General features: G+C 36.6%; 14 protein-coding genes, 13 tRNA genes and 1 rRNA gene. 21 read left to right on the top strand and 7 right to left on the bottom strand.

The window, feature by feature from the left end; all coding sequences use genetic code 11:
- The 16 genes from rrf to J2Z26_RS20380 all read left to right on the top strand — a co-directional run.
- A 5S ribosomal RNA gene (gene rrf, locus J2Z26_RS20455) occupies positions 1–94 on the top strand; the annotation flags it as partial.
- A gap of 311 nt (positions 95–405) precedes the next feature.
- Positions 406–481 (top strand) — tRNA-Thr (locus J2Z26_RS20450).
- Positions 482–504: 23 nt separating this feature from the next.
- Positions 505–588 (top strand) — tRNA-Leu (locus J2Z26_RS20445).
- A 39-nt stretch (positions 589–627) separates the two neighbouring features.
- A tRNA-Gly gene (locus J2Z26_RS20440) sits at positions 628–702 on the top strand.
- A gap of 24 nt (positions 703–726) precedes the next feature.
- Positions 727–815: transfer RNA gene (locus tag J2Z26_RS20435), tRNA-Leu, on the top strand.
- A gap of 100 nt (positions 816–915) precedes the next feature.
- Positions 916–992: transfer RNA gene (locus J2Z26_RS20430), tRNA-Arg, on the top strand.
- A gap of 12 nt (positions 993–1,004) precedes the next feature.
- A tRNA-Pro gene (locus tag J2Z26_RS20425) sits at positions 1,005–1,081 on the top strand.
- A gap of 16 nt (positions 1,082–1,097) precedes the next feature.
- Positions 1,098–1,170 (top strand) — tRNA-Ala (locus tag J2Z26_RS20420).
- A gap of 8 nt (positions 1,171–1,178) precedes the next feature.
- Positions 1,179–1,271, top strand: a tRNA-Ser gene (locus J2Z26_RS20415).
- A gap of 30 nt (positions 1,272–1,301) precedes the next feature.
- Positions 1,302–1,377, top strand: a tRNA-His gene (locus tag J2Z26_RS20410).
- A 133-nt stretch (positions 1,378–1,510) separates the two neighbouring features.
- Positions 1,511–1,585: transfer RNA gene (locus tag J2Z26_RS20405), tRNA-Gln, on the top strand.
- A gap of 20 nt (positions 1,586–1,605) precedes the next feature.
- Positions 1,606–1,679: transfer RNA gene (locus tag J2Z26_RS20400), tRNA-Gly, on the top strand.
- Between the two features lie 11 nt (positions 1,680–1,690).
- A tRNA-Ile gene (locus J2Z26_RS20395) sits at positions 1,691–1,767 on the top strand.
- A gap of 93 nt (positions 1,768–1,860) precedes the next feature.
- Positions 1,861–1,951: transfer RNA gene (locus J2Z26_RS20390), tRNA-Ser, on the top strand.
- A gap of 190 nt (positions 1,952–2,141) precedes the next feature.
- Positions 2,142–2,432 carry a DUF6407 family protein gene (locus tag J2Z26_RS20385; RefSeq protein WP_193535084.1) on the top strand — a complete coding sequence of 97 codons (291 nt, stop codon included), beginning with the start codon at positions 2,142–2,144 and terminating at the stop codon, positions 2,430–2,432.
- 189 nt (positions 2,433–2,621) lie between these two features.
- Positions 2,622–3,443 (top strand): hypothetical protein, encoded by an 822-nt coding sequence (locus J2Z26_RS20380; RefSeq protein ID WP_209794424.1) that lies wholly within the window; start codon positions 2,622–2,624, stop codon positions 3,441–3,443.
- An 84-nt stretch (positions 3,444–3,527) separates the two neighbouring features.
- Here the strand turns inward: J2Z26_RS20380 and J2Z26_RS20375 are convergent, their stop codons facing one another.
- Positions 3,528–3,692, bottom strand: coding sequence for a hypothetical protein (locus J2Z26_RS20375; protein WP_193535082.1), 165 nt, complete (start codon positions 3,690–3,692; stop codon positions 3,528–3,530).
- 220 nt (positions 3,693–3,912) lie between these two features.
- Here J2Z26_RS20375 and J2Z26_RS20370 point away from each other — a divergent pair, with 220 nt between their 5' ends.
- Complete coding sequence (locus J2Z26_RS20370; protein WP_227413644.1) at positions 3,913–4,416, top strand: GNAT family N-acetyltransferase; 504 nt, start codon at positions 3,913–3,915, stop codon at positions 4,414–4,416.
- A gap of 104 nt (positions 4,417–4,520) precedes the next feature.
- On the opposite strand, the gene J2Z26_RS20365 is transcribed toward J2Z26_RS20370, so the two are convergent.
- Positions 4,521–4,814, bottom strand: a complete 294-nt coding sequence (locus J2Z26_RS20365; protein ID WP_193535080.1) for a hypothetical protein — start codon at positions 4,812–4,814, stop codon at positions 4,521–4,523.
- 248 nt (positions 4,815–5,062) lie between these two features.
- Between J2Z26_RS20365 and J2Z26_RS20360 the strand changes: the two genes are divergently transcribed.
- The 3 genes from J2Z26_RS20360 to J2Z26_RS20350 all read left to right on the top strand — a co-directional run bounded on the left by J2Z26_RS20360 (position 5,063) and on the right by J2Z26_RS20350 (position 8,659).
- A complete protein-coding gene (locus J2Z26_RS20360; protein ID WP_193535079.1) occupies positions 5,063–6,121 on the top strand; it encodes a C40 family peptidase in 1,059 nt (352 codons plus the stop codon).
- Between the two features lie 94 nt (positions 6,122–6,215).
- The gene (locus J2Z26_RS20355) at positions 6,216–7,016 is read left to right on the top strand and encodes a PhzF family phenazine biosynthesis protein (protein ID WP_193535078.1); all 801 of its coding nucleotides are present in this window, start codon (positions 6,216–6,218) and stop codon (positions 7,014–7,016) included.
- A 95-nt stretch (positions 7,017–7,111) separates the two neighbouring features.
- Positions 7,112–8,659: a histidine kinase N-terminal 7TM domain-containing diguanylate cyclase gene (locus J2Z26_RS20350; protein ID WP_193535077.1), complete on the top strand. Its 1,548-nt coding sequence runs from the start codon at positions 7,112–7,114 to the stop codon at positions 8,657–8,659.
- A 123-nt stretch (positions 8,660–8,782) separates the two neighbouring features.
- Here the strand turns inward: J2Z26_RS20350 and J2Z26_RS20345 are convergent, their stop codons facing one another.
- Complete coding sequence (locus J2Z26_RS20345; protein WP_193535076.1) at positions 8,783–9,835, bottom strand: DUF4030 domain-containing protein; 1,053 nt, start codon at positions 9,833–9,835, stop codon at positions 8,783–8,785.
- A 1-nt stretch (position 9,836) separates the two neighbouring features.
- Positions 9,837–10,397, bottom strand: a complete 561-nt coding sequence (locus J2Z26_RS20340) for a sigma-70 family RNA polymerase sigma factor (protein ID WP_193535075.1) — start codon at positions 10,395–10,397, stop codon at positions 9,837–9,839.
- Between the two features lie 222 nt (positions 10,398–10,619).
- Here J2Z26_RS20340 and J2Z26_RS20335 point away from each other — a divergent pair, with 222 nt between their 5' ends.
- On the top strand, positions 10,620–11,012 hold the full coding sequence (locus J2Z26_RS20335; protein ID WP_193535074.1) for a DUF4181 domain-containing protein: 393 nt from the start codon (positions 10,620–10,622) through the stop codon (positions 11,010–11,012).
- A gap of 634 nt (positions 11,013–11,646) precedes the next feature.
- Here the strand turns inward: J2Z26_RS20335 and J2Z26_RS20330 are convergent.
- Genes J2Z26_RS20330 through J2Z26_RS20320 form a run of 3 tightly spaced genes read right to left on the bottom strand, consistent with a single transcriptional unit; the run spans position 11,647 to position 14,004 of the window.
- A complete protein-coding gene (locus tag J2Z26_RS20330; protein ID WP_193535073.1) occupies positions 11,647–12,378 on the bottom strand; it encodes an ABC transporter permease in 732 nt (243 codons plus the stop codon).
- Entirely contained in the window at positions 12,375–13,094 is a 720-nt protein-coding gene (locus J2Z26_RS20325; RefSeq protein WP_193535072.1) for an ABC transporter permease, read from the bottom strand. Before J2Z26_RS20325 ends, J2Z26_RS20330 begins: the two co-directional genes overlap by 4 nt.
- On the bottom strand, positions 13,069–14,004 hold the full coding sequence (locus J2Z26_RS20320; RefSeq protein ID WP_193535071.1) for an ABC transporter ATP-binding protein: 936 nt from the start codon (positions 14,002–14,004) through the stop codon (positions 13,069–13,071). Before J2Z26_RS20320 ends, J2Z26_RS20325 begins: the two co-directional genes overlap by 26 nt.
- Positions 14,005–14,059: the final 55 nt, after the last annotated feature.

Genomic DNA, 14,059 nt, shown 5'->3' with positions numbered 1-14,059 from the left:
TCACACCCGTTCCCATGCCGAACACGGAAGTTAAGCTCTTCAGCGCCGATGGTAGTTGGGGGTTTCCCCCTGTGAGAGTAGGACGTCGCCAGGCTATGTCCCTTAATTGGGGCTATTATTTTGCCCAAAACTAAAATGGGCCCATTGGTGAAGCGGTTAAGACACTGCCCTTCACGGCAGTAACACGGATTCGAATCCCGTATGGGTCACCAGGGTTTTTCACGAAGTGAAAATAATCTCCCTTAATTTCTTAATTCGCCGGTGTAGCTCAGTTGGTAGAGCACGGCCGAATAAGCTTCTTGAATAATCTTCAGCGTACTAACCGAGCTGCTACTTGAATATGCTTGCTGAGATTAGGACGACAAATACAAATAGCAACCCTTAATATTAAAACTATCTTAATTCGCCGGTGTAGCTCAGTTGGTAGAGCAACTGACTTGTAATCAGTAGGTCGAGGGTTCGACTCCTTTCGCCGGCACCATTTTCTTTTTTAACTCTATACATGCGGGTGTGGCGGAATTGGCAGACGCGCTAGACTTAGGATCTAGTGTCATTGACGTGGGGGTTCGAGTCCCTTCACCCGCACCAACGTTTTTTGCGCTAGCAAAAGAACGTTCCATATGTGTTGCGGAAGTAGTTCAGTGGTAGAACACCACCTTGCCAAGGTGGGGGTCGCGAGTTCGAGCCTCGTCTTCCGCTCCAAAAATTGTCTGCTTTCTTTTATGTGCCGGGGTGGCGGAACTGGCAGACGCACAGGACTTAAAATCCTGCGGTAGGTGACTACCGTACCGGTTCGATTCCGGTCCTCGGCACCAAAGTTTTTGCGTAACGAAGTGGAGAAAAATAACTTTTCCGAAACATCGCAAAGCGAAATGAACTTTCCTTAAAGTGACCAGATTATTTTGTTAATATCATGCGCCCGTAGCTCAATTGGATAGAGCGTCTGACTACGGATCAGAAGGTTATGGGTTCGACTCCTTTCGGGCGCGCCATTATTTTAATTACGGGGAGTAGCTCAGCTTGGTAGAGCACTTGGTTTGGGACCAAGGGGTCGCAGGTTCGAATCCTGTCTTCCCGACCAGTTTTAGTACTATTAAGGGGCCTTAGCTCAGCTGGGAGAGCGCCTGCCTTGCACGCAGGAGGTCAGCGGTTCGATCCCGCTAGGCTCCATGTTAAATGGAGGAATACCCAAGTCCGGCTGAAGGGATCGGTCTTGAAAACCGACAGGGGTGTCAAAGCCCGCGGGGGTTCGAATCCCTCTTCCTCCGCCATTATTCTATTGTGGCATTTAACTTAATTTGGCGGTTGTGGCGAAGTGGTTAACGCATCGGATTGTGGTTCCGACATTCGTGGGTTCGATTCCCATCAGTCGCCCCATTTATTTAAATATTATTTAAGAAACTCCTTTCGATGATAATTAGTGATATTTCCTTTTAAATATCCTAAAATATCCTCTTGCGGTGTTTTTTTATGAAGTAAGTCTAGAAGTTTATTCATGTTGATTATTCAATGGGCTATAGCCAAGCGGTAAGGCAACGGACTTTGACTCCGTCATGCGTTGGTTCGAATCCAGCTAGCCCAGCCATTACTTTATAAGAATAAATTGCGGGTGTAGTTTAATGGTAAAACCTCAGCCTTCCAAGCTGATGTCGTGAGTTCGATTCTCATCACCCGCTCCATTTGTTTTAATGGGCCTATAGCTCAGCTGGTTAGAGCGCACGCCTGATAAGCGTGAGGTCGATGGTTCGAGTCCATTTAGGCCCACCATTTCTAAATTAATCCATAAATTTTGTTCCACAGTATGTCAGTGGTTGAGTTATCGGCTGTTAACTGATAGGTCGTAGGTGGGAGCTATATATTGGGGAAGTACTCAAGTGGCTGAAGAGGCGCCCCTGCTAAGGGTGTAGGTCGTGTAAGCGGCGCGAGGGTTCAAATCCCTCCTTCTCCGCCATGTTAAAATAACTACATAATTGTAAGATCTTATATTTACTCACGGCCATTCAAAATAGAATGACAAGTAGGATATAGGATCTTTTTTATTTTTTTCAAAAGAGTCCTTTAAAGGAACAGGATATTCTTATTTTAAAAAGAAGAAACTAGAGAAAAGCATTCCATTTTTTATCTCTGTTGGAGGTTTTAGTTTGATTAAAAATATATATACTTTTGTGAGTGAAACAATTGAAAATACAAAGTATTTTGATTCTAGTAATAGAGAGTGTGTTCAAGGATTAATCAGAAAAGCAATTAATTTTTACAAATTAAATTCTTACGAAGAGATTGAAGAGACTAATGCTGGAAATATACATACTATCCACATTGCTTCTATGATTGAAGAGAACCTTCTATCTAAAGTCGTTGAGCATTCAATGAACTCTGAACGTGATATAGATATTGAGGATATTTATAAAGGGAAGGTTTATCGTCATTATTAAGATCATATATATTTTGTTACTCTGGCATTAACCTCAATGGGGTAAATGCTTTTTTTAATAGAGTGGAACTTTCCTTTACGTTATACATATTTGTAGCAACAACTAAGAATACTAAAGAAACCTTTTGTATATGCAATTGATATTTTTATCTTCATGATTGGTTTCAGGCTGAGAAAGGAAACTCCATTTATGAAAAATCGACTTCCTTTTATACTATTAGCAACTATACATACATTTCTGCTAATTTTTACATTTTATCGTAAAGGAAAAAAAACCTTCTCTTTGCTCATGATAAGTATAGGGATGGCTTATGTATTTGAATACTTTGTTTTGAATATCTTTAAAATGTATTGGTACTTTCCTAAGTTTTTTAAAAATAATTGGGTTGATTCAGTATTCGGTGCCTTCATGTCTCAATCATTATTTGTACCAATAGCTGGGACAATGTTAACTTTATTTAATAAAGGGTGGAAATGGAGAGTAGGAGTTTCTTTTACTTACGTAGTGGTAGAACGAATCTTTACCAAATTGGGTATTTATAAGAATAGAAAATGGAGTACAGCCTACACATTCACTGCAATGCCTTTTTATTTCTTTATCCTATCAAAATGGTGGGATAGTGTGCAAAAAGGGAATAAAATGATCGTCTATATATCCGTCTTTTTGGCTTACTGGGTGAATTATACTAATGTCCTTTATTTTTGTTTAGTTCTATTTAATAAATACAGATTTAGAATAGGCTTGTTAAGAGATAAATATTGGGAGCATTTTATTCTTGTGCCACTTTATACATTCGTTTCAGGGTTTATTGGAACTTTGACAACATTACATTTAAATCGAAAGGTAAAGTTGGCTGGTATTGCCGTCCTTCATTTAATTGATCGGCTTTTGTTTAGATATAAAACCATTCGTCCGTCTAACTCATTAAGTTTATTTTCCCTTATACCAATTCATTTAATGGTGCTATTAATTGGTGAGTATTATTACAGTTTGATTAGGAAGATAAAATAATAATCATCCCCTTCAGTAAAGGAATATAAAAAAAGGATAGTTGTAACAGAATGGATTTCTGTTCAACTATCCCTTTTATGTTGGTTAGCTAACCTTTTTAAAGTTAGTTTTGACAGCTATATTTTTAATATTTATATGTAAGTCTGCTAATTCTTGCTCGTCTGTTTGTTTAACTCCATTCATAATTAAAACTGTTGCAGATAAACAAAGTAAAATAAGACTGAATGTAATAATCCAAGCTAAAATCATGTTATTTCCCCCTTATAAATGGTAACTTAACCTTAGCTTACTAGATTTTTAACTTATTTTATGTGACAAAAATCACAAGAAAATAAGTTTTGTATGATATTAATTAAAGAAACATTGAGTTTTTACTAACCAATGCAAACAAGGAGGGAGGAGATATTAAGTGAGAGTGACTCAAACAGAATACTTAATAAAAGATCTTCATTATGTAATACGTTCAGCGATGGAATCTGATGCTAGGCAGTTATCTGAAGTTAGATTGCAAATTGATGGTGAAACTGAGAATATGGACCGTGAAAAGGGAGAGGCATATATAGATCAAGAAGGTTTTATAGAAATCATAAAAGAAGATACTAATAGATTATCTAACGTGTTTTTAGTAGCTGTAGTGAATGGTAGAATTGTTGGTTTTTCCAGGTGTGAAGGAAGTACCTTGAAAAGGTCGTGCCACAAAGTAGAATTTGGTGTTTGTGTGTTAAAGGAATTCTGGGGACATGGAATAGGGGAAAACATTTTAAAGGAATCTATAATCTGGGCAGATAATAATGGATTAAAGAAAATAACTCTGAATGTACTTGAAACAAATGAGAAAGCAATCAAACTTTATAAAAAATATGGTTTTGAGGTAGAGGGTGTTTTAAGAAGTGATAAGCTATTATCTGATGGTAACTATTATAATACGATTATAATGGGAAGGCTTTATCCATCAACTGTTAGAGAAAGTTGATGGATAAACAATTTAAGATTACGAAGAAGCCATTAGTTGCTTAGCTAATGGTTTTTTATTGTAAAAGGATACCCATATTAAAATGGGTATCCATAAAAGAGAGTCTATTCCATGTTATTTTGTCTGCGTTTCGGCGTCAATTCTTTTGAAAACTCTGTAAGTGTTGCTAGGTTAAAATTTGGAATTGAACCTTTTTGACCAGAGTTTACATTATTAGTCATGTTTTTAATGGAATCCATCATATTACGATTCTTTCCTAAACTAACCAAAGCAGCACCAATTCCCATACCAATAATTGAACCCCAAAGCCATCCTTTAGAATCCTTTTTTCGTCCAAACATACTTAAAAAGTCTTGGTTTTTCATTAAATTCAAAAGTATACCCAATATGTTGTTCATCAAACTCACACCTTTAAACAGATTTTGGATGCTTCTTCTCCTCAACTATTACTGTTTACTTAAAGTGAATGAAGTATGATTGAAAGTTTATGGTTATGGAATCAATTCTGATACTTTCGACAAAATTCTACAATCATTTCCCGAGAAATAGAACATATGTACCATTCCATAATATACAAAGAATAAAACAATAAGCTCCAACGGAACCTATTATAGATGGGAAAAACTTAGCAGAGGAGCAAATTGCGATGGTAAAAAGACATAGTAAAAGACTGCAATGCGCAATTATTACTTGTTTAATCCTTGTATTTTCCATAAGTGGGCCAATTGGTGTACATGCACAGTATAAAAATGTACCAACTAGCGGAGTAGCGATTAATGGTAAATTGGTGAATGGTATTAATCCAATTTTAATTGGTAGCACCTACTATCTACCGCTGGTTCCTTTATCGAAAATCCTAGGATATAACAATATCCAATTTAATCAAAGTACATTAACTTATCAAATAACAGATGGATCGACTACGGTACGAACAACGATGGGTGGAAGTAGAGCAAAGAAAAGTAATGAATACATTAACATTGATGCACCAAGATGGATCAATAACACCGCTTATGTAACACTTCATGCGGGTAGTTCATTGTTTAATGTATACATTTCCTTTGAACCTAGCAATGGGTCCTTCCAGATTCAAAAGCCAGCTCAATTGTATATTGTTCAGAATGGGGACTCATTATGGACCATTGCAAGAGCTCACCATACGACGGTAAGTGCTTTAAAGGTTGCTAACAACTTGAAATCAAATGTCATTTACAATGATCAAGTTTTAAGAATCCCACCAAGAGAGAAAACGAAAGAACTTGAGCCAATTCGTGAAAAACAACCTGTAAAAAGTAGTAAGGGAACGACACTCCAGGAAAAGAGACAAAATATTATTATTGAAGCAAGAAAATTCATTGGTGCGGGCTATAAGTTCGGAGCAACATTAGCTGAAGCGCCAAGACTATTTGATTGCTCCTCTTATACTCAATTGGTTTTTAGAAATAACGATATTTCTATTCCAAGGGTATCTAGGGACCAAGCAAGTATTGGTACGTATGTCAAGGAACTTCAAGAAGGAGATTTGTTGTTCTTTACAGATAGTAGCTTATATTCTGATGGAAGAATTGGTCATGTTGGAATTTACATGGCTAATGGAGGTATGATTCATGCTTCTTCTTCAAAAGGGGTTATTATCACACCGAATGTACTAGCTAACCCTTACTGGGGTAAGAACTATTTATTTGCAAAAAGAGTGATTCAATAGGTAAGGAAAAGCCGCTTCTTGTGAGCGGTTTTCTTTTTTCAAAATGATAAAGGTCAGGTATACTAAAGATAAAAAATGTGAGGGGATATTCCAAATGAGGATACCAATTTATCAAATTGATGCTTTTACACATGAATTATTTAAGGGGAATTCGGCAGCAGTTTGCCCTTTGAATGAGTGGATTGAGGATGAGTTGATGCAAAAGATTGCCGCAGAAAACAATCTAGCTGAAACTGCTTTTTTTGTGAAAAAAGAGAGTGACTATGAGTTAAGATGGTTCACTCCAACGGGTGAGATTGATTTGTGCGGACATGCAACATTAGCATCTGCTTTTGTTATCTTTACATACTTAGAAATTGATCTACGAGAGGTAAAGTTTCATACAAAAAGTGGTCTTCTAGAAGTGACACAGGATGAAGGTTTACTTACTCTAATTTTCCCGTCTAGGGAAGGGGTTATATGCGGTGACATTCCAGAAATGCTTAGTAAGGCACTAGGTAAGGAACCAAAAGAAGTATATAAATCCAGAGATTATTTAGCTGTATTTGAATCTGAACAGGATATTTTAGACATTGCTCCAAACATGGATGAATTGAAAAAACTAGATGGAGTAGGGGTGATCGTCACTGCAAAAGGAAACGAGGTTGATTTCGTATCAAGATTTTTCGCACCAAAAATCGGAATTAATGAAGATCCTGTAACTGGGTCAGCCCATTGTACTCTTGTCCCTTATTGGAAGAAGGTCTTAGGAAAGAGCAAATTTATTGCATTGCAAGTTTCAGAAAGAGGCGGAAAGCTTTATTGTGAAGACTTAGGTGATATGGTGAAAATGTCAGGGGAAGCAGTTGCTTATTTAGAAGGGTATATTAATGTAAATAATATAGTCCCTAAATAAAGACTTACCAAAGATTTCTATTCTAGCTAGTAAGTTAAGTGTAGCTACTATATAATAAATTGAAAACTATAAACCTACCTTTGGAGTTAACTATTATGAATCAAGAACTTTTGGGATTTGTCGTACTCACCTTTTTAGGTGGAGTACTTAGTTTAATTTTATGTATTTATGCGTATTTAAATATAAAGAATACACCAGGTGGTAAATATTATATATTAGCTACGCTTATGGCGTCCTTCTTTACATTCTCTTATGGGTTTGAATTACTTAGCTATGAATTGGAACAAATAAAGTTTTGGTTAAGGATGGAATACCTAGCTCTACCGTTTATACCAGTCTTTATCTTACTAATGTGTCTTGACTATGTTGGAAAAAAGCTTAATCGAATTTTTACATTTGTCCTATTTGGATTACCATTTGTGACGATTACCCTTCATCTTACAAATGACTTTCATCATCTTTACTATTCATCTGTATCATTGAAAATAGATAGTCCATACCCTATCGTAGAGCTAGAGCCTGGACTTGGGTTTGTTGTTCACTCTGTCTTTTTATATGGGGTAGTTGCGGCTAGTGTTGTTGTGCTACTATTGGAACTTAGAACATTATCCACTAAACTTAAACAACAAATCTTGTTAATGGTAACTGGAGTGTTAATACCGATCATTGCTAGTGTTTTTTATATTACAGGATTAAGCCCAAATGGTGTGGATATTGGTCCAGTTTCAATGTGCTTTTCGTTTGTGTTTCATGGTATTGCTTTATTATCTTATAAAATGTTTGATATTACGCCTATAGCTAGGGAACGGATTTTTGAAAGCATTGATGAAGGTGTATTAGTTCTAAATCAAAGTAATGTTATTGTTGACTATAATCAGGCAATGATTAATGTGTTACCAGGGTTAAAACCTAATTACATTGGCCAGAAATTGCATACTATCAATGATATAGATTCAACCTTCTTATCACTTGCAATGAACGAGACAGAAACAGATTATCACTATACTAATGAAGGAATCTCACACTATTACCAAGTCAAGTTTACTTCAGTATTGAACAGTAAAAATATACTAATTGGTAAAATAATCACCTTTACCGATGTAACTAAGCGAGTGGCACTTGAGGAACAACTTAAAAGGTTGGCAAGTACTGATGGCTTAACCAACATTTACAATCGTACCTATTTTGTGAAATCAGCCGAGGAATATCTCAATAAGGGTGTATCCATCTCAGTCATTATGTTTGATATTGATCATTTTAAGAAAGTTAATGATACATATGGCCATGCATCTGGGGACGCGGTTCTTTGTAATGTGGTTGAAATTGTTAAGAGTTGTTTGAGGGAAGAGGATCTATTCGGTAGATTCGGTGGTGAAGAGTTTCTTATTTGTCTATCAGGAACGATTGATGAAGCTATGAATGTAGCGCATTCAATAAAGGATATGATTCAAAACATGCCTACATTAGTTGGTGGTCATTGTATTTCGTTAACATCTAGTTTTGGAGTTACTAATACAGCCCATATTGAAGGCGAAATATCTGTACAAGCTCTTATAAGTCAGGCAGATCAGGCTCTTTATGCAGCCAAAGAGAATGGAAGAAATTGTGTGATGTCATTTAAACAATCTGTTGAGGTTTCTTAGTTTCAGTAGGAATGGAAAAATATCCGAAGCAATTGACATAACAAAGAAACAATTTAGTTTAGCTAGATAGTTATCAAAAAACCTCTCTGACCAAGTCTTAAGGTGGGAGAGAGGTTTTCTTCTTTAATTAAGCTTCTTTTTATCCTTACTTAAAATCGTTAACTCGTACTCTTCATTACGAACATCTTTTGTTCTCTCATCCAATTTGATAAAATCATTGATTTCTTTTTCAATTCGTTCAACGTATTCTTTTGCATCAGGATCAGATGATTTGATGGATGTTTTCAACGTAAACTGTAGCGGGTAAGGGTGGAAAGAAAACGAAAATCCTGTTACCTTAAAATCTTTATTTTCCATTAATCCAATTCCAATTGTTTGAACAATCCCTCCCATTCTAATTTCTTGTTCACGTGCTTTCCTATCAATTTGAGTTATTCTCATTCTAAATTCCCCATGTTCTGCGGAAATCTCTTTCAATCTAGCTTTTAACTCTTTCGTTCCTTTTTCGGTTTTGAATACAGAGACATACATGAAATTATCGGTGAAGCGTACCTCTAATGGGAAGGCTAGCTCATAATTAAGCTCTTCTAGTAACACTGTAATTTTTGCTTTAAGTTCTTCAGCTTTCTTTTCGTTTTCTATCTCCTCCGGCCTAGGCTTGTAAAGATAAGCAGGTTGTTCTTTTACATCTTTTACTTGGATTTCAAATTTTCCGAGGTCTTTAGATTGTAATGCAGTATTTAGATTGGAGATTACTTCGTCTTCTGTGTTACTGACTTCTTCCTTTGTTCCAGCGATAGAAACAATGATTTTGTTATTCTTAATTTGAATATCTCCAAGTTTATACTCATTCTCTCTAATTACATTATAAACAGTATCGAACAATTCAACCTTGTGTTCTTCTTGCTTAATAAATTGGCTAAGATATGGAATCGTAGAGACAACCTTTGCCATGGCAGGTGAGACATAAGTTGAGCCAATTAATAGGAAGACCAACGCAGCTATGGCTACTCCAGTAAACGAAATTCTTGTTGCAAATCTTCCGAGGCGATTCGGTTCATTTTGTGTATTTGTATCTTTAAGATTTCTTACATTCTGTAAAACATATTGTTTATGTTTTTGTTCAAAACGGAGATTGTTTTTTTCTTGATCAGGGTAATCCCATTTTTCTTTCATACTATACTTCCTCCTTTATTGAACTTTTTAATGCAGCTCTCGCTCGATGAAGTCTGGATTTAACAGTATTGGCTTTGATACGGAGTAACTCTGAAATCTCTTCAATTGAAAGCTCTTCATAGTAATAAAGAATAATTACTTCTCTGTAGTTAACATTTAGCTCTAACACTCGTTGAAATACTTCCTCATTTTCTTCAAACTCGATTAGGCTATCCTCTGTTGATTTGGTGCCACTTGTAAAAAGTGAACTAACAATATCTTTATAATGGATGTTTCTAGATGACCAACTACCGATGGCATCTTTACATTTGTTCACTGTTATCCGATAAACCCAAGTTTTATAAGATGCTTTATGTTGAAATCCATCTAGATTTTTATAACAGCTAATAAAGACCTCCTGTGAAATATCTTCTGCAAGCTGCATTTGTTTCACGTAGGTATAAGCAAGTCGCAGGACCATATCTCCATACTCATCCATTAACCATTCAAGCTTAGCTTCCTTTGATGAATGATTCACATCAGAGAGGGAGGGGGAGTTGATTTGGATCGCTTTTACATGCATGTATGTAGTGCCTCCTTTCTGTTTTTAAAAAGGCTATTAGTTAGTTTATAAGACCGGTCTTACATAAGGTTAGACGATGCTATTTAGTTTTGGTTCCGATTTTTATTTGATTTTTTCAAAGTAAGCTTTTATCCATGGTACAATATCTTTATATGTATTTGGAAAAATAATACTTATAGATTATAACTCTACTAGAGGGTAATGGAAACGGAGAGCGATTCTATGAATGTCAATGTGATTATTAGCTGGGTTATTTTGTTCAGTGTATTTTTCTTAATTAGTCATTACTTAAAGAAGCATCTTGGCATTAAAAATAGAGAATGGGTATGGATGTTGTCAGAAAGAAGAAAACCTGTTTTTAGAATTGTTGATTCTAGTATCTTTGTATTGTTTTTATTTGGTATGTTTCAGCTGAATTTTGAACCTGGCTCAGAAACTTATTCAAATGCTGTAAGAGTAAGTCCTTTGTTTGGAATGATGTTTCTTCAAAGTATTGTGAGTGGAATTGAGCAATGGGTGACGGATCGTGAGAGGAAAGCCTATTACCATGAGTGGCTTGGGACTATCTTGATAGTGGGATCATATCTAATCATATTGATATTTGGGGATTCGTGAGGATAGTGGTTTAAGGGGGAGAAATAACCAGAAATCGGGGTAATCAGGTTACGTACGTGAACTTATGAGCCTCAAAACCAAGAAACCCGCGAACTGAGGTCACATAAACGAAGTTATGAGCCCTCCAAACCACGGAATCCGTGATCTGAGGTCACATAAACGGATTTATGAGCCCTCAAAACCACGAAATCCGTGTGATCTGAGGTCACATAAACGAAGTTATGAGCCCTCAAAACCACGAAATCCGTGATCTGAGGTCACATAAACGGATTTATGAGCCCTCAAAACCAAGAAACCCGCGAACTGAGGTCACATAAACGAAGTTATGAGCCCTCCAAACCACGGAATCCGTGATCTGAAGTCACATAAGCGGATTTATGAGCCCTCAAAACCAAGAAATCCGTGATCTGAGGTCACATAAACGAAGTTATGAGCCCTCAAAACCAAGAAATCCGTGATCTGAGGTCACATAAACGGATTTATGAGCCCTCAAAACCAAGAAACCCGCGAACTGAGGTCACATAAGCGGATTTATGAGCCCTCAAAACCAAGAAACCCGCGAACTGAGGTCACATAAACGAAGTTATGAGCCCAAAAACCACGAACCCACGAACCTGAGGTCACATAACCCTCTTTAATACACTCTCCTTACAAACATTCTCAACCCACCAAAAAAGAAAACAAGGAAACTACCTAAAATCACAAAAATAAGAGTTTGAATACTGAAGAAGAACATACTCTCTGGTCCTTCCATTGGAATCATGCCAAAAAAAGGCTGAGCCCACGGATAATACGGACCGAACTTTTCTGAGTTTGCAGCTAGAATACTTGGAAAGGTGAAAATGACATTAATCGCCATTGGGGCTGCAAAGCTTTTCCAAGCCGTAGAAACCCAAAGTTGCAATGCAACCAATGGGAATGTTGCTATCCATCCACCCAATAGACTTGTCAACACAAGCTCTAATGGAAAAGATCCGGCCATTCCTTTCACTGTACCAGCTAAAAATAGACCTGGGAGGAAAAGGAGTTGCATGAGCCCAATCAATAACATGATCATCGTAAACTTCACAATATAAAGCTGATAACGCGGAATTGGAAGTGTTAGCATCTGCTTCCAACCACCATCCAAATGTTCATATCGACAAACATAACAAGCAAAAATTCCTGTAATCATAGGAAGAAATAACGTTCCATGTGTAAATACCATTGCATAATAGGAATTAAGCCATTCATTATCAGATACAGCAAATCCACCACTAAACGCGATGATGGTGCATATCAAAGGACTTACGATGATTAATTGAGTAATATTGGTTTTTCTAATTTTTAAAAACTCTGAACGTAAGGTATTCATAAATACACTCATTCTTCCACATCCCTCTTTGTAAAATGAATGGTGGCCATTAGAAAAATGACAAGTGCTGTTCCCATGCCCAAATACGCACTATATGCAGGTACATCCCAATTATTTAGTAACGAAGGCCATTTCCAAATCACCCAGTCAGGCATTTTAAAGGAGTAGGTTGAAAATAAAGCTCCCAGAATACCAATCGTAATTGCTGCCCCCTGGTGACTATAAACAACTGCAATCCATAGCTGAAGTGCTAATATAGGAAGTGCAGCTAAATAAGAGAAAAAGGCCATTTTCGTTATTTCCATAAGAGGGATAGAATCTAGTCCAAATCTCAAAGAAACACCCAGGATTACCGTTCCAACAACAAGTAGTAAACTAGCAACTCCTAATAGCACACTGCTGACAATGAATTTGGCTAAAAGTAAAGAATGCTTGTTAATTGGCAATGAGAGCAGATGCTTCCATGAACGATTTTCATGGTCAACATGGGCAACTATGGATGTAATGATGGCCATTCCCATAATTAATACAGCTGGCACTAATGATTGAACATTTCCTAATAGACCTCCCCAAAGGTCATCCTTATATTGCTTCGTTAAATATTCGTAACGAACCCCGAAGTTCAAGGCTTGAAGTGCTACCACTCCAAATGGGCCGAGGAAAATTAGGAACCAGGCCCACTTACGCTTTAGCTTAAGAAATTCAGATGCTAGTAGATGTTGCAACATGCCCATTGTCCTCCTCAATAATCTTCAAGAAAATCTCTTCAAGTGAGGAGGTATGTCCCTCAACCCGATAGACTGGAATATTGTTTTTCACAAGAGACTCAACTACCATGGCAACATTAGAGTGATCTGCATTGTGTAAGTAAATAGAATCGTCTATTTTTTCACACTCAAGTCCTTTTGTGAGAAGTAAATTCCAAGCCGCACGTGTTTGCCCCACCTCAAAACGTATTGAACTTCTTGATTTTTTACGTAACTCTTCAATGGAATCTTGGAAAATAAGTTGCCCTTTAGAGATGATACCTACATGTGTAGCCATCTGATCAATTTCGCTTAGTAGATGACTAGATACAATAATGGTTAACCCATTTTTAGAAGCAAGTTGTTTTAATAAGTTACGAATCTCTTGGATACCTGAAGGATCAAGACCATTGGTCGGTTCATCAAGAATTAAGATTTCTGGATTTCCAAGTAAAGCCGTAGCGATCCCAAGGCGTTGCTTCATTCCTAATGAAAATTCCTTAACCTTTTTTGTGGCAGCATGTGTCAACCCAACGACTTCTAATACTTCCTGTATTCGCGTTTTGCTTACACCTAGTATTTTTCGATATATTTCTAGATTTTCAATCGCATTTAAGTGTCCATAATAAGATGGCGACTCTACTAATGATCCTATTTTCCTTAAAATCTCTAATTTATTCTTTTTGAAACTTTTACCAAAGAATGATATGTCACCTTGGGTAGGAGTGATTAAACCCAATAACATTCGAATTGTCGTAGTTTTACCTGCACCATTTGGACCTAAAAATCCATAAATCTGTCCTTTCTCGATTTTTAAATTAACTGCGCCAACAACATATTGCTGATGTCCATATTTTTTAGTTAAATTTCTCGTTTCAATAAAATAGTTCATGATTTATCACCTCGAAACTCAGTATAAACAGGCAAGGTTAAAATCTGAGGGTTAT

It is taken from the genome of Cytobacillus luteolus (assembly GCF_017873715.1).
Lineage (GTDB): Bacteria > Bacillota > Bacilli > Bacillales > Bacillaceae_L > Bacillus_BV > Bacillus_BV luteola.
Note: the sequence above shows the minus strand (reverse complement) of the source record. Positions and strands in the feature narration are given on the sequence as shown.